This window comes from Lysinibacillus sp. FSL L8-0312 (assembly GCF_038003285.1).
Classification (GTDB): domain Bacteria; phylum Bacillota; class Bacilli; order Bacillales_A; family Planococcaceae; genus Lysinibacillus; species Lysinibacillus fusiformis_D.
This window is the reverse complement of sequence record NZ_JBBOOV010000001.1, coordinates 2,889,303-2,912,056: the sequence shown is the minus strand read 5'-3', so window position 1 is coordinate 2,912,056 and position 22,754 is coordinate 2,889,303. Positions and strand designations below refer to the sequence as shown.

Below are 22,754 nucleotides of genomic sequence, written 5' to 3'. Positions count from 1 at the left end.
ATAGAATTTTATAGTTTACAAGTTCGATAGAGATATAAGGGTAAATTTTTTTACCAACTTAAATTTATGGTTATGCCACAACAACCATTATCCATAAGACGTATTCTGAAATTGTCTGGTGTATAATTTGCATCAAATTTCATCGTAATGCCTGTTGATGTGATTAATTTATCAACCTCTGTTTTATTTGAAAGCTGTGCAGCATTCATTAGATCATGTGCAAATTGTTGAGAGCTATCAATTTTATCCGTAAGCAATTGAGCCTGTTGCATGATCGCCTTTATCCGTGTAGCTGACATTTTTAATTTATGTGTGTCGACAGGTGGAAAGGGGGTAGTGTTCGGCATTGCTAAATGTTGAGGAATAGGTCTAACGGCAAGCTGCTGGGCAAGTGGCGACGTTGGGTAATGATAAGGATGAACAAAGTACGGATAAGGATTGTAATACAATGTAATTCCTCCTATCCTATAGCTGATATCTTATCTTATGTAGCTAAACGTCTTTAGGTGTTATTTTGCAGTGCAATGTCTGTCCTAATCATTTAAAAAGGAAGCCAAAGTGAGCTTCCTCTTTTAGCCGAGAACATGTAAGACATCATCAATTTTTTTACTATGAGACAGAATACCGTAATTCATCCATGTTAAAAAATCCACTTCATATACACAGTTGGTTTTAACTGCAGCTAGATTTTTCCACATAGAAGTTTTTAAAATCGTACGCTCCTCGTTCTCGTAAATGGAATGTTGTTTATCAAAAGTAATAAATAAATGATCCGCATCTAATTGCAGCAATTGATCAAATGTCAGTGGTGCTTTACGTTGATTGTGCGGAATACTCCAGACAAGTGGATGTGGCATTAAACCGAGGTCACGATATAAAATTGGCCCCGTATAGCCACATTCAGGACCCGCATATAGAGTAATGCCAATGGCTGAAATGCGAAGAAATGCCACACTTTGCCCATAAACGGATTTACTAAGAATTCCTTTTGCTTGCTGTACCTTATCCTCATATTGTAGGATCACGTCTTGCATCAAGGCGGTTTTTCCTGTTAAATCAGCAATCTTAAACAAAGTAGACTGCCAGTTCTCTCCAGGATGTGAGATATGACAGATGGGAGCTACTTCATTTAAATGATGACAGGATTCCCATCGCTCTATACCTGCATCTAGCATAATTAATGTTGGTTTATAGTGAAGGAGTCGATCCATTTCTCCATTTTGTACATCGATATCAGGCACTTCTTGAAGACCTAAATAGTCTTGTTTTCCCCATTTTGGATGACTGAATTGAGCAATTGGTGTAATCCCAAGGGCGACAAAGAAGTCTTCTAAGAATGGTGCAAATACACGTAGATTGCTGCTTTGGTTTCTTCTATATTGTCCTGGAGAGATGCCGACATGTTCTTTAAAACGACGATTGAAATAATATTCATTATTAAATCCGATAGACTGACTAATTTCAAATACCCGATCATTTGTTGTCATTAATAATTGCTTGGCTTTTTCAATGCGAATGTTATTTAAATAGTGAAGAGGGATTTGCCCTGTAATCTCTTTGAACATACGGGTATAATTCCATCTTGGAACATCAGCTAGCTCTGCCAACTGCTCGACAGTCCACTCTTTTTCAAAATGTTTATGCAAATAGTTAATGGATTGCTCAACAGATTGACGATCATTTTTTTGCACCAGCTTGGGTATTGTTTGATGTAAGAGCAATAACATCAGCTCTTGAAAGTGTACATGCTGCTCAAAGATGGTGTGCTCATCCTCCGCTAGACGGTTCTGATAAATGGCTTCTAGCAGTCTACGACATTGCGAAAAGGGGAGGAGACGTTGCTCTTTGACACGCTTAAAAGAGCTAGTAGTCTGTTTATTGCTAAGATGGACAATGTTGAACTGTAATTGATAAAAACAAAGGTGCTCGTTTTGAATGCGTATATTAGCCGTGTTATTAGGAGGAATCGATATGCACTTTTCTTCACTAAGATGAATGGTGTTATGATCTATTTCTAGCTTTCCGCTGCCACTCATTACGATGAAAAGTGTATAGAAATCACTATTAAACTGCTGCTTGTTCGTTGATTGAGTCGCATAAGAAATAGTTTGTAACGTATAGACATGTGTTAAGTTACCCATTGATGATTCACCCCTTTATAATTGAATTTGGAGAACAATACAAAGAAAGCTCTCTGAAGAGCTTTCTTTCATGTTGTTGAAAAAAGATGATGTCAACGGCAGAAAAAGCAAATTTGCAAGGTGAGAGGTTGATTTCCGTTCCGCCAGCGCCCTTTCCAGGGGGCGTCCGATGAGCCGCTTCACTCACTTACGCTCGCTCCAGGGTCTCATCTGTGACGCTAAATCCCCTAGGAGTGACGCTGGCTCCACTCCAATCAACCATTCTGCAAAGTGTCTTTACTTTTTTTCATAGTAGTATAGCGATCAAATAGCCCATTATCTGTATTCTTAGAGGGGATAGGCTCTTATTTTCAATATGGAGAAGTGATGAATGACAATCATCCTCCATAAAATAAGTAGCAAAAACCTTCACTTTATTTGAAAACCTTTGCTAAAAAGGTACCATTTTTGTGGGTTGGAGTGGAAGGCTACTTGACTCCCATGGGATAGCGAGACAGGCGAGCCCCTGCACGGAGGAAGCGGCTCAGCGCTCGCCCACAGGAAAGCAAGTAGCCTGCAACGGAAATCCATTTTCATCTTTCACAAAAATTTTATGGATGGTTTTGTTTTTCAACGCTATGCAAAGAAAGCCCTCATAAAGAGCTTTCTTTTGAAAATTATTTCACGAACCATTTTTCAAGATCATCATATTTCAGCAGGTTAGCTGTGATAGCTCCAGACTGCCAATATGTTCGATCCGCAATATAGACATGCCCATTTTTAACAGCAGGTACTGTTTTCCATAGTGTACTATCTAACCATTTAATCGCTTCTTGATTTTCTTTCGAATCCCAAGTGCCATTTGAAGGGAAAAGGATGATATGATCTGCATCTAGCTCTGGAATAGCCTCTTCAGATAAGACTTCATGAAACTCTGTCATATCACGTGCTAACGGATGTGGTGTCAAGCCCGTTTCTGTGTAAATATAGCCAGTGTAGCGATTTTGAATGCCAAATAAAGCTAATGTATTATCTGCGACATTTAGACGTACAACAGCAACTGTTTCGTCTCCAATTGATTCATCTAATTTTGCTTTTAAATCGGATACACGTTGCTCATATTTGTCAACGATTTCCTTTGCTTTATCAGGAATATTTAAAACATCAGCTATTGTTTTTACAATTTCACGTGGATTTTGTAGAATATCTTCTTTTAAGCGGTAAGTAGGTGCAATCTTTGAGTATTCTTCATATTTTGCCTTATCCGCGGCGCCATCCACAATGATTAAATCAGGCTTAGCTTGTAGTAATGTTTCCATACTACCAGTAATGTCGAACTCAGGAACATCTAATCCTAAATAGTCCTGTTTACCCCATGATGGGTGATACCATTGCACAACAGGTTTTACATCCAAGGCAGTTAAATAATCCTCCATATAGATAGCAGCTACACGCTGTGGGTTTGTAGGAATTTCTACTTTTCCAAACTCATCTTCTACAATTCTTGTATCTTTAGTTGATTGATCTTCTTTCGCTGTATCCTCTTTTACTTCATTTGAGCCACAGGCACCTAACACGAACATTAGTGCAAGTAAAAGGACAAATGAAAAATATCGACCTCTACGCATTGCTATTCACTCCTATTAATTTACTAAAACAGCAAGAATGTCATCTTAACCTAGAATGATAATCATTCTCGTTTGATTCAAGTAAATTATAGGACACAACATATCAACAAACAATACACATTCTCTACTACTTTTTTATACAAAATGAAATTTGACTTCCTATTGTTTTTTATTATCGAAAATGTACCAGACTAATGTAACAATTGCTGCCAGCATAACCATTAAAAATCCATACAAGGGAGTATGCGCTAATGATTGATGGTGAATAATAAAGCCCCCAATATAGGACCCTAAAAATATACCAATGTTGAAGGCAGAAATATTTAATGCTGAGGCCATAGAAATAGCTGATGGTACATATTTTTCAGACAGTAGAACAGCATATAGCTGCAATCCTGGGACATTCATAAACATAAATAAGCCCATTACTAATACCATGATTAATCCGATAATAGGTGATTCGAGCATGAAGCCAATGCCGAGCAACGCCAAGGCAAGTCCTACAAAAATAATAAAGATAGAACGTAGCGGATTATGATTAGCAAAATGACCACCTAATGTATTACCGATCGCAACGCAAATACCATAGACCACTAAAATAATGACTACTGCATGAGGAGAATACCCCATATATTGCTCTAAAATAGGTGAAATATATGTGTAGACAACAAAGGCACCACCGTATCCAATTGCGGTAATGAACAATATTAAAATCATGCGAATATTGCCTAATACTTTGCCAATATCACGAATAGAGATAGGATTGCCTTTCGACAATTGGTTAGGTACTAAGATCGCATTACTAATTAAACCGATAATCCCAATGACGACGATAAAGATGAACGACATCCGCCAGTCTGTTACTTGACCAATAAATGTACCAAGTGGAACACCTGTTACAGTAGCCAAAGTTAAGCCTGTAAACATAAAGGCAATAGCACTGGCTCGTTTATTTGGTTCCACTACATCAGCCGCTATAACGGAAGCGATGGACATAAACACACCGTGTGCTAATGCTGAAATAATACGTCCGATTAATAATAAAGAGAAATTAGGTGCTAAAGCGACTGCTAAGTTACCTACTATAAAGATGGTCATGACAAGCAATAATACGGTTTTTCGACTAAGGCGTGATGTTAAGGCTGTTAATAATGGAGCTCCAACAGTTACCCCTAGTGCATATATAGAAACGGTTAAGCCAGCTGTGCTTAGAGAGATACCAAAGTCATCTGTAATTAATGGTAGAAGTCCAACGCTGATAAATTCAGTGGAACCTATACCGAATGCACTGATTGCAAGAGCTAGTAAGGTTAATTTAGCACTTGACTCTTTTGATTTTGACATACTATTAAAATCTCCTTTGATTTTTTTTATTGTGTGTAGTACTATTCATACATACCTAAAAGATATGTACGGTACTTTTAGTTACTTTTGAATATTACAGGGGGTCACAATGCAAAAAGTTTATAATATTGGTGTTGAAGCTACGCTTGAAGTTATCGGCGGTAAATGGAAACCAGTCATTCTTTGTCATTTAAACCACCATGGTAAAATTCGAACAAATGAGTTTCGCCGATTAATTCCGGGTATTTCTCAAAAAATGCTTACAAGTCAATTAAGAGAGTTAGAGCAGGCTGGATTAATTCATCGAAAGGTCTTCAATCAAGTACCACCAAAAGTCGAATATTCATTAACGACCTATGGACAAGGGATGGAACCTATTCTGAACATGCTTTGCACTTGGGGCGAAAAGCATGTTGAATTATTACAGGATAAAGGTGAAGATGTACTGTTAAAACAACGTGATGAAGATATCGCAATGCAGCAAACATCGTAATGAGGGGAGAAAGAGACTGTCACATGTAAGACAGTCTCTTTTCCTCTTTTTATGCTTATAGAGCAAAGTCGAATTCATTTGGATTCGGTCCGACACGCTGTTCAAGATTCATCGCATTGATTGTAGCCATTTCTTCGTCTGTTAGAAGGAAGTCGAAGATATCAGCATTTTGTAGCATGCGTTCTCGACGCACAGATTTTGGAATCGCAATAATGCCGTTTTGTACATCCCAGCGCAAAATAACTTGAGCATTAGATTTTCCATATTTTATTGCGATTTTCGAAATCGTTTCATCTTCAAGAAGCCCACCTTGCATTAAAGGTGCCCAAGCCTCCAGTTGAATTTGGTGGTTATTACAGAATGAATGAAGCTCAGCTTGCTGTAAGCGTGGATGAAATTCCACTTGATTGATAACAGGCTTAATGCGAGCAAATGATAGTAAGTTTTGCAAGTGTGAGGCTGTGAAATTACATACGCCAATTGCTTTTATCTTACCTTGATCATATAAGTCTTCTAGAGCCTTCCAAGAGTCAGTATATTTATCTTTACCTGGCCAATGAATAAGATAAAGATCTAGATAATCTAAACCCAGTTTTTCTAAACTCTTTTCATAGGCTGTAATAGTTTCCTCATAGCTTAATCCATCGTTCCACACTTTTGATGTAATAAACAGGTCTTCACGTTGTAAACTAGTGGATGTTAGTGCCTGTTTAATACCTTCTCCTACACCTTCTTCATTGCCATAAATAGCAGCTGTATCGATGCTTCGATAGCCGACCTCGATGGCGTTTTTGACCATTTCTGCAGTAGCGCCATTCGCTACTTGGAAAACACCTAAACCCATACCAGGCATTTGTAAGCCATTATTTAATGTGATTGTATCTTGTAAATGAGTAATCATTTTTATTCCTCCAATATGTGAGTTTGCTTGATTGCTTTTTCATTATGATGTTTCGATAAGGTGAAAAAAAGTACGCACATTTTTGTTTCATAGAAACGTCGAGGTAACTTTTGTGAGCTGACAATGGTTAGAGGAATAAAAAATTTTGCTATTAAACAAAATGGTAAGCCCCTAATTGGTCACGCATCTTCTAATCAGAAAAATATGGGGCGCTATGGAATGACAATTGCCTGTACAAAGAGTATTTGGACTGAAGTAAACGAATGACTTTTTTTCTGTAATAAAGGGAATTTTTGTTGGATAGCGAATTTAAATTAAAAATAGTAAAACTTTATAAAGGGGAATTGGAAGATGAATCGGTTAAATTTAATCACATTAGGTGTTATAGATATGGTGAAATCACTAGCATTTTATCGAGAGGGGCTTGGCTTTGAGGTAGTCGTGTACGGAGACGAAACGAATCCAGATGTGATGTTCTTTAATAATGGAGGAACGAAAATATCGCTTTTTCCAATTGAACGCTTAGTCAAAGATATCAATGAAGCCAACCCACCAGAAATTAGCCGTGGCTTTGGCGGAATTACACTTGCCTATAATGGTAAAACAAAAGAAGAAGTAGATCGTGTATTTGCATTAGCAAAAGAGGCTGGAGCGACAATTGTGAAAGAGCCAGAAACTGTGTTTTGGGGAGGCTATAGTGGCTATTTCCAAGATCCAAATGGCTACTACTGGGAAGTAGCCTATGGTGACATGTGGCAGTTTGATGAAAATGATATGCTGATTATTCAATAATAATCCAAAAAGAGAGCAAACTAGAAACATTAGTTTGCTCTCTTTTGCATGAACTGTTAAATAACCTAAGTTTTGAGCAGCTTTAGACAAGTAAAGAATCTTTTCATCCACAGGGCAGTAGGATTTTGTATGTATACCTGCCTATTCCCACAATTAATAAGATTTTACCCTATAATAACCATGTATGGGATTTATATTGTTTTTAATTTCTAATTAAATGTATAATGCAAAATATGGTATTTTAATATAATTTTTAATTAGTAATAAGGAGGGTGACCATTGATTCGTATATTGTACATAGAAGATGAAAAAGAAATAGGGCAATGGGTCAGTAAGGAATTAACTGAAAGAGGCTATGAAGTAACCTGGTTAGAGTCTGGAGAAGATCTTGAGCAACATATTGTCTCAAAGGATATTGCTATATTGGATGTGATGCTACCTGGCTTAGATGGTTTCTCCATTGGCAAAAGAATTAAACGAGAAAATAAGGACTTACCAATATTAATGTTATCAGCTCGAACGGCTATTGAGGATAAAATTGAAGGGCTCCACTTCGCTGATGATTATGTAACAAAGCCATTCCACCCCGATGAACTAGTAGCAAGGCTTGAAGTATTACTGAGAAGATATCAAAAAAATGATGATGTCCTAGCATTGCAGCACCTAAAAATTTATACGAAAGATATGCGAATTATCAATACATTGGATGAAGAAGAAATTCTTTTGACTGGTAAACAATTTTATTTATTGCAGTATTTTATACGTCACCTCAATCAAATTTTAACGAAGGAACAACTCTATGAGGGTGTTTGGGGTGAGAGTTATATAGAAGGTGATAAAACATTGATGGTACATATCCGTTACTTAAGAGAAAAGATTGAAGTAAATCCTGCAAAGCCTCTGATTATCGAAACAATTCGAGGTATAGGCTATAGGGTGAAACTATGAAATTTTTCCGATCACTATTAGCAAAATATATGCTAATTATTTTATTAGCCATATCAATTGTGCAAATATCCTATCTGGGTGTTGCGATTTTCGTGTTAGGCATTACAAAAACAGCGTCTGGAGAATTTTCAAGTGATGTTCTTCTGGAAAGTGAAATCGAGGAGCAATGGCATACAGAGGCCAACAGCATAAAACAAGCTTCAGATCATACTGTTGCCGAGTTTTTTCAAAAATGGCAAGAGCAATATCCTACAGCCTCTATGTTTTGGGTAAGTGAAGAGGGCAATCTCCTGACTTCTGTCAATGTGAAGGAGCAGTTACCAACAAAATGGACACCAGCCTATACAACTCAATTTATAAAGGAACGCTATGGAGGTAATCCATTTACTGTTATGGCTTTCGTAGGCGGTGATGTATCAAATGGCTTTATTGTATTAGAGATTTCAAGGGAAGCCTTTAATCCACCGCTTATTAAGGTCTATGATAACTATGGTAGCTTCTTACTTTTTGGTGTAATTGCCGTTATTTTATTTTTTATTGTCGTTTCGCTTTTATTTTTCAAAGGAATCCGAAAAAGATTATTACATCTCCAAGAGGCCATGGAGATACGTGATGTAGACGGTCTACCTATTGAGATTCATGTGAAAAAGCGGGATGAAATTGGGCAATTAGAGCATAGCTTTAACAGAATGGTTTGCGAGCTGAGAGATAGTAAACAGCGTCAACAGAAGGAAGAACAGCTAAGACGGGAACTGATTGCCAATTTATCACATGATTTACGGACACCGTTAACAAAAGTAAGAGCCCAGTCCTATACGATTAGCAAAGAAACCTTGTCAGAGGAAGGCAAACAAGCTTTGAAGGCAATGGAAACATCGATAGTGAATATTGATGCTTTAATCGAAAATCTAATGTCCTATACATTGTTAATGGCAAGTAAATATAATTTCGAACCGAAAAACATCAATGTTATTCGGTTTGTGCGGGAACATCTAACAACCTGGTATCCAGTTTTTGAGCGAGAAGGTTTTACGATCGACATTGAACTGCAAGCATTTGAACCTAATGAATGGCGTGTTGATCCATTATGGTTAGGACGAATATTTGATAATATATTCCAAAATGTATTGCGTCACGCTAACAGTGGGAAATATATAAAGGTGACAACGGAATCAACGGAGAGCTACAGAGCATTTCTGATTGAGGACCATGGTCAAGGGATGAAAAATGAATCGAATGCTAAGGGGGCAGGAATTGGTTTATCCATTGTTGATGTAATGGTAAAGGGTATGGGTTTAGAATGGGACATAAACTCCAATCACTCGGGCACAAAAATTATTATAAAAAATGTGATTCAATCTGCGAAGCTTGGGAAGTAAAAGCTCGCAGATTTTTTTATGTTGATGCAACAATTTTTTGTATCGAAAGCATAGCAGCAGAAAAAGAAAGGCTCTTATAAAAAGAGTAGAAGTTTTTTAAACAAAATTTAAACTTGGTCCATACCTGTTTTTAACCTTTTCTTCTTATGATAGTAAATGAGGTGAGAACATTGGAATATATCGTACAAACACAAAACTTATCAAAACACTTTGGGAAAGAGCAAGCTGTATCAAATATGAATTTACAAATACAAAAAGGTGAAATATACGGATTTTTAGGGCCAAATGGAGCAGGGAAAACGACTACGATTCGTATGCTTCTTGGTTTAATGAAGCCTTCCACAGGTACCATTAAAATTTTTCAAAAAGACATTACGAAGGAGCGTATTCAAATCTTAGCCAATGTAGGTTCATTAGTAGAGAATCCTTCCTACTACCCACATTTAACAGCATACGAGAATTTGGAGGCACTAAGAAAAATAGTAGGTGTACCGAAATCTCGAATCGATGAAGTTCTCGAAATTGTCCGTTTGAAGGAAGCTGCTAATAAAAAGGTAAAGGGCTTTTCGTTAGGGATGAAGCAACGTCTAGGTATTGCTGCTTCTCTACTGCATAATCCTGAATTACTTATTTTAGATGAACCAACGAATGGTCTGGATCCTTCAGGAATTATTGAAATTCGTAATTTAATTAAAAGGCTACCAAAGGAATACGGCATGACTATTATTATTTCCAGCCATTTATTATCAGAGATCGATCAAATGGCGACTCAAGTAGGGATTGTTTCTAAGGGGAAATTGATTTTCCAAGATTCTATTGAGGCGATGCGTAGGTTTGCTCAACCAAAGATTCTATTTAAAGTGAACAATGGTGAAAAAGGATGGCGCTCTCTATTAGCCCATGGCATTAAAGCAGATTATCAAGATGGGGTTATTTTATTAGAGGAATGCTCAGATGAAAAAGTTGCTCATATTGTCCATGTTCTTGTTCAGGAGGGTATTTCAGTATTCCGAGTGGAGGAAGAGAAACGCTCATTGGAGGATATATTCCTGCAAATGACGATGGGAGAGCAGGCGATATGATGGGCAAGCTGTTAACTGCTGATTTTTTAAAAATCAAACGCAAAGGATTATGGTTTTTAACGCTCTTAGGTCCCTTAGGTGTTGTCGCTCTACAAATGGTCAATTATGGAGTAAGAAAGGATTACCTCTTACAGCAAAGTGAAGATGATTGGGGCTATTATTTACTAAATGTTCATTCATTTACACCGCTTGCCATTGTGTTGGGCATTGCCATTTTAACGTCCTTCATGGCGAGTATTGAAAACGAGACTAACGCTTGGAAGCAGCTTATCGCATTACCTGTATCCAAATTAACTGTGTATTTATCTAAATATACTGTGTTAGCTATTCTACTATTTTTGTCTTCAACACTACTCATGATTTTTACGCTGAGTTATGGGCTGTTTTTAAATCTAGGTGAATCTATTCCTTATATGGAGTTAGTTAAATTTAGTTACTTCCCTGCGCTTGCAGCATTGCCTATTTTGGCACTTCAATTGTGGATTGCGAGTGTAAGCCATAATCAAGGAATTCCTATTACAGTAGGCATTTTTGGGGTGATATTTGCTTATTCCTCCTATGTTCTACCTGACTGGATGATATGGAAATGGCCATCATTGATGAACCACTGGGATGAGCCGATAATCAATGTCATGCTAGGTGTAGGGATTGGTATTTTACTCTATATTGCTGGCATGGTCGATTTTGCAAGAAGGGACGTGAAATAATGAACGCTTTACTGCAAGCTGAATGGTTTAAATTGCGTAAATCAAAAATGGTACCTATTATTTTGGCGGGGCCCATGATTGGGCTTTTCATTGGACTATCAGCAAATTTAGAGGACAATATGCAGGGACTGGAAATAAATGAATGGTATATTGCCTTATTTTCAATGAATTTAACATACGCATTATTATTTTTACCTCTTATTACGGGCGTTTTTGCGAGTCTCATCTGTAGATATGAACATCAGTCTGGCGGATGGAAGCAGCTTTTAGCATTACCGGTAACGAGAGGGAAAGTATTTGTAGCAAAATATGTGTTAATTATGCTGCTTGTTCTAGCGATGCAGCTCTTGTATTTAGGCTCCATCTTTGCTGTAGGTATGCTGAAGGGCTATACAGATCCTTTTCCAATGGGAATCGTATGGAAAAGTATTGTTGGAGGATGGGTAGCAACATTGCCTTTAGTGGCCCTTCAATTATGGTTATCCATAATGTTTAAAAGCTTTGCTGCTCCATTTGCTGTCAATGTCATATTTACGTTGCCATCAATTTTAGCGGTGAACTCTGAACGAATTGGTCCATATTATCCCTGGGCACAGCCTTTTTCAATGATGTACATAGGTGGCAAGACAGACGATGTATTCTTTGTGCCATGGGAGCAATTATTAACAGTAGTAGGTGGTGGGTTCATCCTATTTTTCCTCGGAGGATATTACTATTTCCAACGAAAAGCCATTTAACACCTTAAAGGAGAATTGACATGAGAATAGTGAAACGAAGCTTCCGATTTTTAACTGCATCAATGCTATTAGTAGCTTTAGCTGGATGTGGGCAGGGGGAGTCTATAAAAGATGTCTCGCAGTATACTAGTGAAATAAAAGATATCAATATCCCTGATGATGTAAAAATTATTGGGTTTGGAGAAGCAACACATGGCAATATCGAATTTCAAACATTAAAAAAAGACCTATTTAAAGCGATGATTAAGAATGAAAATGTCCATGTTTTTGTCTTAGAAGGAGATTTTGGTGGAGCCCAGCAGATTAATCAATTTATTTTAAACGGTGTTGGAACGGCGGAGGAAGCTATAAAGGCTCTTGATTATGGCATTTATAAAACAGAACAAATGATTGAACTTGTTCAATGGATGCATGATTATAACTTAACAGTCGATGAACAAGATAAAATTTATTTTTACGGAAATGATATGCAACGCTATGATTATAGCAAAAAGGGATTGCTTGATTATTATGCACAGGTACATGCTGACAATGCTAAGAAATTTACGACTGAGCTAGAGCATGTTTCCAACAAAACGATGAGAGATTTATCGAATAATCAGCTAATAGAGCTTGATAAAACGATTGATACAATCATCAACGATTTACAATCAAACAAGGCGATATATGAGAAAAAATCATCAAAGGATGCCTTCTCCTTTGCTGCTCAATATGCACAAATTATGAAGCAACGTACGCAATTATTTGTAAATGATGGAAACTATATGAATTTACGGGATGAATATTTGGCTGAAAATTTACAATGGATTGTGGAGTACGAAGCAACGCAAGGGCATGATAAAGTGTTAATGTCTGCTCATAACGGTCATATTGAGAAAACCTCTGCTTCGATGGCAGGCTATCAATCAATGGGACAATACTTAAATGAGCAATATAAAGAACACTATTTTGCGATTGGCACAGACTTTGTCAATAATACATTTCAAGCACAAAACGGCTCTGGTGAACGAAAGGAATATTCAATTGAACATCATAATGTGTTAGTGGATGCTTTTAGTGACATCGATAGCAACATCTTTTATGTGGATTTTGAAACTGCCAAACAATCGAAGGAGCTGGCAGATATCCTTTCCCAAAAGCAAAGAATGGGCAATATCGGTGATGATTTCCGTCCGTGGTATAAGCTAACACAAATGCTGTATACCATTAAAATGACACCTGAAGAGGCTTATGATGGTCTCATTGTTGTGCAAGAAGCAACACCAACAAAAATAATTGATTAAGTTAAATTTAGCAACTTCCATCAAAAAATCTCTTTCCTTCTTCAATATAATAAAGATGAGGTGAGTAACATGGAGTATAGTCAGGCAACACAAAGAACGATTGCCTATATCGAGGAGCAATTGATGGAAGAAATTTCACTTGAACGTCTTCCTAATAATGCTGGCTACTCGAAGTTCCATCTAAGTCGTATTTTTAAGCAGGAAACGGGGATTACGATTGGTGAATATATTCGTATACGTCGACTAGCCATGGCTGCGAGTTATTTGATGTACTCTAATGTATCGATATTAACCATTGCATTTACACTCCAGTTTCAATCACAAGAAGCTTTTACAAGAGCCTTTAAAGAAGTTTATGCATTACCACCAGGGAAGTATCGAAAATTGATGCAATCACTTAATATGTTGGAGGAGGAAAATTACATGGAAACAGTTGAACAGGTTAAAGGTTGGATGTTGAGTGGAGCGAATCCAGAATTATATAAATTTCATACAGATGACAAGGTGTTTCATTCAGGGAAGCGTTCAGGCGTATTGTATTCCACAGCTGCATCAGCAAATCAGGGACAATTTGCTACGATGATGCAGGGCTTTCAGGCTACTGACTATAAAGGAAAGCGCTTGAAAATGTCTTGCTATTTAAAGACGGCAGATGCCACAAAGTGTGGTGCATGGATGCGTATTGACAATGGTACGGGTGATACTATTCAATTTGATAATATGGATCAGCGTTCTGTGACAGGTTCTACTGAATGGAATCATTATTCTATTGTCTTAGACGTACCTGAAGAAGGTGACTCCATTTATTTTGGTGTGTTATTAATTGGTTCTGGGAAAGTATGGGCAGATGGTTTCCGATTTGAAGAGGTAGATGACAAAGTTCCAACAACGAATATGCTTTCACAGGAGCATTTACCAACCCATCCAGCTAATCTAGACTTTAGTATGGCTTAATGGAGGCAATGTAATCATCGATTGACTTTGTTTAACAACGTATTGTTTACCTCTAATTTGTTAAAACTAACAAAGAGGAGGTGTGAGACAATGGCACAAGAAATTCTTTGTGAAGTCAATAACTGCACATTTTGGGATTCTGGTAACAAATGTACAGCCGAAAAAATTTATGTTGTCAGCCAAAAGGGACAACATGCTTCCAACAGCGAGGAAACAGACTGTAAAACATTCGAACCTGAAACGCATTAATGCCAAAAGGGTAGCCATGTATATGGTTACCCTTTTTCCCTGTCTTTATTAATAAAAAATATCCACCTTTTCTTTACTAAATAAAAGTGCATGTGCATTGCTCACTTTTTCTTCCACATAATCTAACGAGTATTTACCAACGGAATCTGTTAAATCACCAATGGCCCGAGATAAATTATCGATAATTGGAATGAGTTTGTGTAATTCAGTACGGTCTTTGTCTTTGTGCATCTCATCCATGATTTCATATGCAAGACGCTGAATTTTCCTTAATCGCAATTTTTCAGATTGCATTGAATCCTCCTTATTAAGCAATTTAAGATGTCTCATTATATGAGCTACAATAAGGTTTCATGAATTTTTTTCTTTAGAAGTAATTGCTAGGACTTTGAAGGGCTGATGCAATTTCCCTTATGCCAACGTTGATTTTAGATTCCTCCACATTGGACACATTTAGCTTTAATATTCGCTCATGATCAAATGCATCTAAATAATTGCGGTTAATCGTATCTAGATAAATTTTGTGTTGCATCAAATGCTGAATAAGCTTTTGAGTATTGACCTGTCTTGGTAGAACGATATGGCTATGCATACAGACTTCTATTGATGCCTGATATTGGGCTAAATGCGTTGCTATGGATTGCTGAAGGCTATTCGCTCGGCTTGCATAAGCTTCGGTGACTTTCTTTTGATAACGTTCAAACATACCACTTTTCAAGTAAAGCTCTAAGGCAGCCTGTGAAATCATGGAGCTATCAATATCAGTGGTATTTTTGTACTGCTGAAATGTGTCAGTAAAGACATCTGGTAAAACGGCAAGTCCAATACGTAAGCCAGGAAACATGATTTTAGAAAAGCTTTTTAAATAGATAACATATTGCTGTGTACCATCTGTATAAATGGGATCTATTTTCGAATTTTGCTCGAAATCTGCCAAATAATCATCTTCAACAATGTAAACATTATATTGATAAGCAAGTTTACGGATTAGATCTTTTGTCTTTTTACTATAAGAAGTACCTAGAGGATTGTGCAGACGTGGCATCGTGTAAAAAAACTTTATGTCATGTTTACTAAAAATGCTTTCTAATTCATGTAAATCAATGCCATCCGTTGTTCTTTTGATGCCGATTGCCGAAACTCCATAGGTTTTTAAATAATCCATATATAAATGGTAACTAGGTTGTTCCACTAAAATGGTTGAACGACCATTTGGAAATGGCATAATACTTAGCAAAGTCAGGGATTGCTGGACGCCAGAAGTAATAAAAATATTTTCTTCTTTTGCGAATACTTGATAGTTTGCTAATAATTTTTTCGCTTCTGTTATTAAAGATGGTAAGCCTTTTGGTGTTCCATATCTAAATAGATCTGTTTGGTATGTATCAATAGCTTTGTTTATACAATGTTGAAAATCCTGATATGGGAAAGCATGCCAACTGGGTGAAGATGTAGCAAAATCTATGTGATCTCTTTCCTGTGGTTGTAAGGGTAACTGATGGTCAACAACATAGTAGCCGCTTTTCGGTAATACATAGATAAGATGCTGATCCTCAAGTTTTTTTAAAGCAGTTAAAATAGTACTTTTACTACAGGAAAATTGCTGTGATAACTGGCGGATAGAAGGTAGCTTTGCCCCTGATTGAAGAGTACCTGCTTGTATTTGAGTCAGCAGCTGAGAATAAATCCATTCATATTTAAGCATAGACAGCCTCCAGCACATCTGTATCGGTACAGATGTGTTTTTTTCATATCGTCTATAGGTTCTCTTTTTAATACGATAACTATACCGGCCGGAATGATTTGAGAAGGAGCATTATCGTATGTCAGAAAAAAGAAAAGCCTATATAGCAGCGATTTCGTATGCATGTATCATTGGCCTTTCATTCATGTTTGTGAAAGTTACATTAACGGTGGCGAGTCCAACTGATATTTTAGCCCATCGCTTTACGTTTGCCTTCATCGGTATTGTTATTTTAATGGTATTTACGAAAAATAAGCTAACAATAAAAAAATATGATTTACTAAAAATTTTACCGTTAGCCATATTGTATCCCATTGTTTTTTTCACTTTTCAAGTGCTTGGGCTTGCTAAAATTTCCTCTTCAGAGGCTGGAATTATTCAAGCAACGATTCCTATTTTTACATTAGCACTAGCAGGTTTATTATTAAAGGAAAAAGCTACTCGTGGACAGCTCGTCTTCATTAGTTTATCTGTACTTGGAGTTATCTACATGCTAATTATGAATGGGGCCAATGCAACTACAGGAAATGTCATCGGCAGTGGACTTATTTTACTTTCAGCCCTTGCTGCGTCGCTTTATAACGTGTTTGCACGAAGGCTTACAAAGCAATATTCATTACTGATTTTAACGTATGTAATGACATTATGTGGATTTGTCATTTTTAATGGGGTGGCTCTTGGAAATCATCTGATGAATGGTACAATCGATGAATTTTTTCAGCCATTAACACATGTTGATTTTGTCATCGCGATTTTATATTTAGGGCTATTATCCTCGCTCGGTACGTCCTATTTATCCAATTATGCGTTATCTAAATTAGAGGCTTCTAAAATGAGTGTTTTTAGTAACTTTGCTACGCTCATTACAATACTTGCAGGCGTTTTGTTTTTACAGGAAGTCTTTCACCTTTATCACTTTATTGGTGGAATCATCATCATTATTGGCGTCATAGGAACAAATTATTTTGGGCAGAGGCAGGTAGTGTAATGAGAAAATACAGCCTTTTGCTATTAATAAGTTGTATATGGGGCTCTCAGTTTTTCTTCGTAGCATTAGTTACGAATGATGTGGGAGCTGTCACTTTATCTTTGTTAAAAGCTTTAATCGGTGCAATCTGCTTAAGTATTATGGGCTTATTTTTGAAAAAAGAAAACTACTTAGCAAATAGTAAATTATACATTGGGATTGCCATTTTTGAAGTAGTGATTCCCTTCGTCCTCATTGCGCAAGGTCAAAAATATGTATCCAGTAGTATTGCGTCTATGCTCATAGCAATGGTCCCGATTATCACGTCAGTTCTCTTTGTTTTTTTCTTTAATAAAAAAGTTAGTTCGTTTCAAACGATTAGCATTCTATTAGGCTTTTTGGGGATCATCATTCTTTCTTGGCCAATACAAGGGGTGAGTGGTTCAGGGACAGTATTAGGGAATGTGCTGCTACTATTAGCAGCACTGAGCTTTGCATTTTCGTTAATTTTAATGGAGAAGTTAGAGGGTGGTTCACCAATCGTTCATATGAGAAATGTTTTAGGAATTGCCACTGTGATTTTATTACCAATGGCATTTATCCTTGAACAACCATTACGATTAAGCATAAATGGGATTCAGGTCGTCTCCATTGTTATATTAGGCATTTTCCACGCAGGGATTGTGTATATGCTTTATAATCTTTTAATTAAAAGTGAGGGTGCTTTATTTGCCTCTTTTAGTAATTATATCGTTCCTGTAGTAGGTGTTCTACTTGGATATTTGATATTGAAAGAACCGTTATTAATCAAACATTTCATAGGGATATGTATTATTCTTTGTGCTCTTTTGTTGTCGAAAAGAAACAAGAAGTGAACGTTGGTTATAAAAAATCACCTCGATAGTGTACGAGGTGATTTCAGACTGTAGACAAGCTCGAAATAATGAAGAGCTTGTCATACATTATTTGAAAAATCTATAAATCAAAATAGTAATTTATTGTTGCTTTATTTTTATTCTTAAAATCATTTTATGATAAAGTGACAAAATCATATAGGCTATCATAGAAAACAGTCCAATGACAATTAAACTTATAGTAAAAGCATGTATATAATTTAACAAAGAAGCGCTCTCTAAACTTGTTCCTAAATAATAAGAAAATAGTATACTAATACCTGCGACTGCTAAGGAATTTGCTAAGTACATAAAGGTTGTAAATAGACCAGCAGCAACCCCCATATGAATCTTTGGAATGTTACCCAATATGGCATTTGCTAAAGGTGTTGTAGCAAGACCAAGTCCAAGGCCATAGACGAATAAAAGGATTATTGCATCAGTTCTGAGTAAATTATATTGCTCCATCCATAAAAAGAAGACAAGTAAAAAAGTACACATACTCATACATAATGCACCCATTTTTAAAACAATAAAACCATACTTATTAATAATTTTTGAAGAAATAATAGACGTTACAAAAAATCCAATTCCTATTGGTAGAAAAACTAAACTCGTTTCTCCTGTATCATACTTTAGGCCATATTGTAAAAAGTAACTAAGGATAAAGAAAAAGGCAAACATACTTAAGTAAATAGCTAGCACAGAACAAATGCCAAATACAAAAGGGCGATGCTTAAATAAACTTAGGTCTACGAGAGGTGATTGTTGAAGTTTTTGCTTAAATCGCTCAAGATAAATGAACAGAATAAGTACAACAAATGAAAGCAGTAGACAGCTAAAAATCCATGTTTGCCATCCTTGTTGTTGGACTTCGGATAAAGGATAAATAAGTAGAAATATACTAACCATTAATAAAATTGAACCCATCCAATCAATATGATTGGATTTCTTATCCGTTGACTCCGGTATAAAAGGGAGCAAAAGGAGTACTAGCATGCCAATTGGAACATTGAAAAAAAATACAGTTCGCCAACCGCCGTTAAATATATTCCATTGAACTAATAATCCCCCTAATATTAAGCCAAAGGTAAAGGCTACTCCAATGACAGCACCATACAAGCCGAAAGCTAAATTTTTTTCTCTAGGCGGAAAAATTTCCTGGATTGTTGATAAAACTTGAGGCTGAATAAGGGCTGCGGCTAAGCCTTGAACAAATCGAATCCCAACTAATAACAATGGGCTTGAAAGTATTCCTCCTAAGAAAGCAGTAAGGGTAAAGAACAATACGCCAATCCATAATATTTTTTTTCTACCGTAAATATCGCCTAGTTTACCTCCAATTATTAGAGCAGTTGCAAGCCCAACCGAATATCCTGAAAATAGTAATTGAGCGTGAGAAAAGGATATATGCAAGTCGTTTTGAATGGAAGGTAATGCAATTTGTATCATGTAAGTATTTAAGGAGATTAATAATGTTGGAAGTAATATCACCGCTAATGCCAACCATCTATATGAATAGAACGTACTTGATTTTTCTGATGAAATTGGATTCATAGATACTCCTCCTTATATTGATTGGTTGTCAGTCAAAAATAGCTTTAGTGATTAGGTAAAGCTGGATGATACGCAACGACTATATTATTCGTATCATTATTTTGATAGATACAACAGTCAACTTCATAAACCTCTTTTACTAATGAAGGTGTTAGTAGCTTCTCAGGCTTGCCATGTGTTAGTATGCGACCATTTTTTAGTACATATAAATATTCACAATACATGGCAGCAATAGATAGATCATGCAATGCGGCTAGTGTACCAATCTGTAATGATTGCACTAGTGATAAAATTTGAATTTGATATTTAATATCCAGGTGATTTGTAGGTTCATCTAAAATTAAAAACTGTGGTTCTTGAGCTAAGGCACGTGCGAGAATGACACGTTGCTTTTCACCACCAGAAAGATAAGAGAAATGTTTTGAAGCATAATACTCTAAGTTTACTTTTCGTAATATGTTATCCACAAGTTCAATATCATTTTTTGTATCTGATTCTAATATTCCTTTATGTGGTGTTCTTCCCATCATCACCATATCACGGACAGTAAAGTCAAAATTCGAGTTGTTAAATTGTCCAACAACCCCCATTTTTTTCGCGATTTCTTTGGCAGAGGATTTAACAATATCTATATCATCTAAAAAAATCTTGCCACTAGTGGGTTTTATGACTTTATAAATGTTTTTTAATAGTGTTGATTTTCCACAGCCATTCGGTCCAATAATGCCAACAAATTGTCCTTCTTTCACCTTTAGCGAAATACTTTTGATAATTTCAACATCTGATACTGCGAATGAAACATTTTCTACATCTAATTCCATATTAGTTACCCCCAAAACCATATTTCTTTTTTATTAACATGTGCATAAATACTGGGGCACCTAATAATGAGGTTACGATGCCAATTGGTAATTCGCTGTTAGGAATGATTGACCTTGCTAATAAATCTGTCCAGATTAAAAAGATAGCCCCTACTAAAATAACAATAGGTAGTAGTTGTTGATGATTTGACCCTGTAAAGATGCGTACAATATGTGGAATGATAAGCCCAACAAAGCCAATAATTCCACATGTTGAAACTATAATGCCTGTCAAAGCGGCAGAAATAACTAAAAATACTTTCCGATAAGTATTTATATTAATACCTAATGTCATAGCAGCATCATCTCCCATAAGCATTGCATTCATAATGCGCCATTGGGAGAGGAAAAATACAGCTATAATAATAATAGTAGTAGCGATTAAAGGCAGGTCATCCCAATCAGCAGTGGACAAACTCCCCATTGTCCAAAATGATACTGAACGTACACCTTCCGCATCTTTAGCAAAATATATAAATAGATTAGATAGAGCTGTAAATAGTGCATTGACAACAGTTCCGGCTAGAATAAGTTTAATAACAGACATTTTTTCCCCAATACTTGATAGCAGCAATACTAGAAATGTTGCCAATAACGCACCTAGAAACGCCCAAATCATTAAATTTGATTCTCCAAAAAGGCTGAGCTGATACCCTAATATGATAGAGAATGTTGCACCTAGTGAAGCACCTGAGGAGATACCAAGTAAATAAGGATCTGCAAGTGGATTCTGAATGGTTGCTTGCATCACACTACCGCAAAGTGCCAAACCACTCCCGACGAATAGTGCTAATAAAACTCTGGGAAAACGAATTTGCCATATGATTTCAAGTGTCATGTTAGAAATAGTTGTATCTATATGACCTATGTTTATTCCTGTAATTTGATATAAAACAATTTTGCAAGAATCAAGAAATGGTATACTGACTTGTCCTATGGAAACAGAAGCAATTATAGAAATGAAAACTAGCACTATCAAAAATAGAAGTAGGGTAAAAAAAGAAAATTTACTTTTGAGCATTTTTTTTCACTCCATTAACTATTTCAGGGTTGATAAATGCAGCTACTTCCTCATATAAATCAGCAATCTCAATACCACCATTTATAGCTCCTGTATATTCTACGGCCATAACCTCATTATTTTGAATGGCTTTTACAGTTCGAAGCTTTTTATCATTCATTAAATTATTTTTTGTTTTTTCTTGATCAGGCTCTTGGAATTCTGTGATGATAATTTTATCTGGATTTGCTGCAATAATTGCCTCTGTTGAAAGCTCAATATAGTCTTCTTTCGAAAGTTCTAAATATGTAGCGCCTGCACCTTCAATCATCTCGTCAATCATGGCCCATTTTGGTGAGAAGTAGAAATACTTACCTCTAGCGCCACTTATCAATAGGACAGTAGGCTTTTCTTTAGAATCCTTAACTTTAGAAGTAATGGCATCTATGCGTGTTTGTTGTTCAGTTAGATATTTGTTCGTTTTATCTTCTATATTAAAAACCTTCCCAAATGTTTGAATTTCCTCAAAGTAAATATCTATGCTACGTCCTATTGTAAAGTTGGTGGAAGAAACAACAGGCAGTCCACGGTTGTTCCAAGAAGGGATACTTCCAATTAATTCTTCTCTAAATGCAGAAGCAATAGAGTAGATTAAATCAGGTTCTAGAGCCATGATAGCCTCCTTAGCTGGCCACATTTCACTAACTAAAGGTAGTTTGTCAATGTCATCTTTGTAGTCTGAATTTGTTAAATCACTATATGCAAATCCAACGACTTTTTCTTGCTGTCCAAACTTAACTATTAACTCTGCGACAGCTGAACCGATGACCATCACTTTCTCGGGAGCATTGGGGATAGTCTGAGAGATTTTCTGTCCTTCATAAGTGTAGGTATCTAGTGTTAATGGATAGTTTCCATTAATAGTTGTATTGTCTTTTTTCTCAGAAATAGTTTCCTGTGATTGTGCACAACCTAAAATCAGCAATATAAGTGTGAAACCTAATAGAGAAAGGGTTTTTTTTAACATTTAAATCCTCCTAAAAATTAGTATTTGACTGACAGTCACTCAATAATGTTTCACAATATTTCTTCTCACTCTGATCATTTGACTAGTTA

Annotated in this window: 23 protein-coding genes; 12 read left to right on the top strand and 11 right to left on the bottom strand. The window is 36.3% G+C overall.

All coding sequences use genetic code 11. The features are described 5' to 3' along the window. Window positions 1-50 precede the first annotated feature (50 nt). The 4 genes from MHI22_RS14685 to MHI22_RS14670 form a co-directional block, all read right to left on the bottom strand. The gene (locus MHI22_RS14685) at window positions 51-449 is read right to left on the bottom strand and encodes a hypothetical protein (protein WP_036128728.1); all 399 of its coding nucleotides are present in this window, start codon (window positions 447-449) and stop codon (window positions 51-53) included. Between the two features lie 123 nt (window positions 450-572). Continuing rightward, window positions 573-2,141 carry a helix-turn-helix domain-containing protein gene (locus tag MHI22_RS14680; protein ID WP_340812329.1) on the bottom strand — a complete coding sequence of 523 codons (1,569 nt, stop codon included), beginning with the start codon at window positions 2,139-2,141 and terminating at the stop codon, window positions 573-575. 656 nt (window positions 2,142-2,797) lie between these two features. Next, window positions 2,798-3,748: an ABC transporter substrate-binding protein gene (locus MHI22_RS14675; protein WP_330493685.1), complete on the bottom strand. Its 951-nt coding sequence runs from the start codon at window positions 3,746-3,748 to the stop codon at window positions 2,798-2,800. A 159-nt stretch (window positions 3,749-3,907) separates the two neighbouring features. After that, window positions 3,908-5,092: an MFS transporter gene (locus MHI22_RS14670; RefSeq protein ID WP_141904202.1), complete on the bottom strand. Its 1,185-nt coding sequence runs from the start codon at window positions 5,090-5,092 to the stop codon at window positions 3,908-3,910. Between the two features lie 109 nt (window positions 5,093-5,201). On the opposite strand from MHI22_RS14670, the gene MHI22_RS14665 reads away from it, so the two are divergent. Beyond that, entirely contained in the window at window positions 5,202-5,585 is a 384-nt protein-coding gene (locus MHI22_RS14665; RefSeq protein ID WP_036128717.1) for a winged helix-turn-helix transcriptional regulator, read from the top strand. Window positions 5,586-5,640: 55 nt separating this feature from the next. Here MHI22_RS14665 and MHI22_RS14660 read toward each other — a convergent pair whose 3' ends face one another. Continuing rightward, window positions 5,641-6,486 carry an aldo/keto reductase gene (locus MHI22_RS14660; protein WP_058843867.1) on the bottom strand — a complete coding sequence of 282 codons (846 nt, stop codon included), beginning with the start codon at window positions 6,484-6,486 and terminating at the stop codon, window positions 5,641-5,643. 351 nt (window positions 6,487-6,837) lie between these two features. On the opposite strand from MHI22_RS14660, the gene MHI22_RS14655 reads away from it, so the two are divergent. From MHI22_RS14655 to MHI22_RS14615, 9 genes are all read left to right on the top strand, one after another. Continuing rightward, window positions 6,838-7,278 (top strand): VOC family protein, encoded by a 441-nt coding sequence (locus MHI22_RS14655; protein ID WP_036128713.1) that lies wholly within the window; start codon window positions 6,838-6,840, stop codon window positions 7,276-7,278. 279 nt (window positions 7,279-7,557) lie between these two features. After that, window positions 7,558-8,226: a response regulator transcription factor gene (locus MHI22_RS14650; protein ID WP_340812324.1), complete on the top strand. Its 669-nt coding sequence runs from the start codon at window positions 7,558-7,560 to the stop codon at window positions 8,224-8,226. After that, window positions 8,223-9,605, top strand: coding sequence for a sensor histidine kinase (locus MHI22_RS14645; protein ID WP_340812323.1), 1,383 nt, complete (start codon window positions 8,223-8,225; stop codon window positions 9,603-9,605). Before MHI22_RS14650 ends, MHI22_RS14645 begins: the two co-directional genes overlap by 4 nt. 170 nt (window positions 9,606-9,775) lie before the next feature. Beyond that, a complete protein-coding gene (locus tag MHI22_RS14640; protein WP_058843870.1) occupies window positions 9,776-10,687 on the top strand; it encodes an ABC transporter ATP-binding protein in 912 nt (303 codons plus the stop codon). Then, the gene (locus tag MHI22_RS14635; protein WP_036128706.1) at window positions 10,684-11,394 is read left to right on the top strand and encodes an ABC transporter permease; all 711 of its coding nucleotides are present in this window, start codon (window positions 10,684-10,686) and stop codon (window positions 11,392-11,394) included. Before MHI22_RS14640 ends, MHI22_RS14635 begins: the two co-directional genes overlap by 4 nt. Beyond that, window positions 11,394-12,131, top strand: coding sequence for an ABC transporter permease (locus tag MHI22_RS14630; RefSeq protein WP_089933701.1), 738 nt, complete (start codon window positions 11,394-11,396; stop codon window positions 12,129-12,131). Before MHI22_RS14635 ends, MHI22_RS14630 begins: the two co-directional genes overlap by 1 nt. Before the next feature lie 20 nt (window positions 12,132-12,151). Then, complete coding sequence (locus tag MHI22_RS14625) at window positions 12,152-13,414, top strand: erythromycin esterase family protein (protein WP_340812320.1); 1,263 nt, start codon at window positions 12,152-12,154, stop codon at window positions 13,412-13,414. A 69-nt stretch (window positions 13,415-13,483) separates the two neighbouring features. Then, window positions 13,484-14,368, top strand: a complete 885-nt coding sequence (locus tag MHI22_RS14620) for a helix-turn-helix transcriptional regulator (protein WP_058843872.1) — start codon at window positions 13,484-13,486, stop codon at window positions 14,366-14,368. A 90-nt stretch (window positions 14,369-14,458) separates the two neighbouring features. Beyond that, entirely contained in the window at window positions 14,459-14,617 is a 159-nt protein-coding gene (locus tag MHI22_RS14615; RefSeq protein WP_004231699.1) for a DUF1540 domain-containing protein, read from the top strand. Window positions 14,618-14,665: 48 nt separating this feature from the next. Here MHI22_RS14615 and MHI22_RS14610 read toward each other — a convergent pair whose 3' ends face one another. Both MHI22_RS14610 and MHI22_RS14605 read right to left on the bottom strand, forming a co-directional pair. Next, window positions 14,666-14,911 (bottom strand): hypothetical protein, encoded by a 246-nt coding sequence (locus MHI22_RS14610; protein WP_036128699.1) that lies wholly within the window; start codon window positions 14,909-14,911, stop codon window positions 14,666-14,668. Between the two features lie 73 nt (window positions 14,912-14,984). Next, window positions 14,985-16,322 carry an aminotransferase-like domain-containing protein gene (locus tag MHI22_RS14605; RefSeq protein WP_340812317.1) on the bottom strand — a complete coding sequence of 446 codons (1,338 nt, stop codon included), beginning with the start codon at window positions 16,320-16,322 and terminating at the stop codon, window positions 14,985-14,987. A gap of 118 nt (window positions 16,323-16,440) precedes the next feature. On the opposite strand from MHI22_RS14605, the gene MHI22_RS14600 reads away from it, so the two are divergent. Together MHI22_RS14600 and MHI22_RS14595 are read left to right on the top strand one after the other, a co-directional pair. Then, the gene (locus MHI22_RS14600; protein WP_340812316.1) at window positions 16,441-17,349 is read left to right on the top strand and encodes a DMT family transporter; all 909 of its coding nucleotides are present in this window, start codon (window positions 16,441-16,443) and stop codon (window positions 17,347-17,349) included. After that, window positions 17,349-18,203, top strand: coding sequence for a DMT family transporter (locus tag MHI22_RS14595; RefSeq protein WP_340812314.1), 855 nt, complete (start codon window positions 17,349-17,351; stop codon window positions 18,201-18,203). Before MHI22_RS14600 ends, MHI22_RS14595 begins: the two co-directional genes overlap by 1 nt. Before the next feature lie 120 nt (window positions 18,204-18,323). Here the strand turns inward: MHI22_RS14595 and MHI22_RS14590 are convergent, their stop codons facing one another. From MHI22_RS14590 to MHI22_RS14575, 4 genes are read right to left on the bottom strand one after another with little or no spacing between them, the layout of a single operon-like run. Continuing rightward, entirely contained in the window at window positions 18,324-19,778 is a 1,455-nt protein-coding gene (locus MHI22_RS14590; protein ID WP_101966884.1) for an MFS transporter, read from the bottom strand. A 44-nt stretch (window positions 19,779-19,822) separates the two neighbouring features. Then, entirely contained in the window at window positions 19,823-20,599 is a 777-nt protein-coding gene (locus tag MHI22_RS14585) for an ABC transporter ATP-binding protein (protein WP_340812311.1), read from the bottom strand. Window position 20,600: 1 nt separating this feature from the next. Then, a complete protein-coding gene (locus MHI22_RS14580; RefSeq protein ID WP_036128690.1) occupies window positions 20,601-21,659 on the bottom strand; it encodes a FecCD family ABC transporter permease in 1,059 nt (352 codons plus the stop codon). Beyond that, the gene (locus MHI22_RS14575; RefSeq protein ID WP_058843878.1) at window positions 21,646-22,665 is read right to left on the bottom strand and encodes an ABC transporter substrate-binding protein; all 1,020 of its coding nucleotides are present in this window, start codon (window positions 22,663-22,665) and stop codon (window positions 21,646-21,648) included. The genes MHI22_RS14580 and MHI22_RS14575 overlap by 14 nt, the downstream gene beginning before the upstream one ends. Window positions 22,666-22,754: the final 89 nt, after the last annotated feature.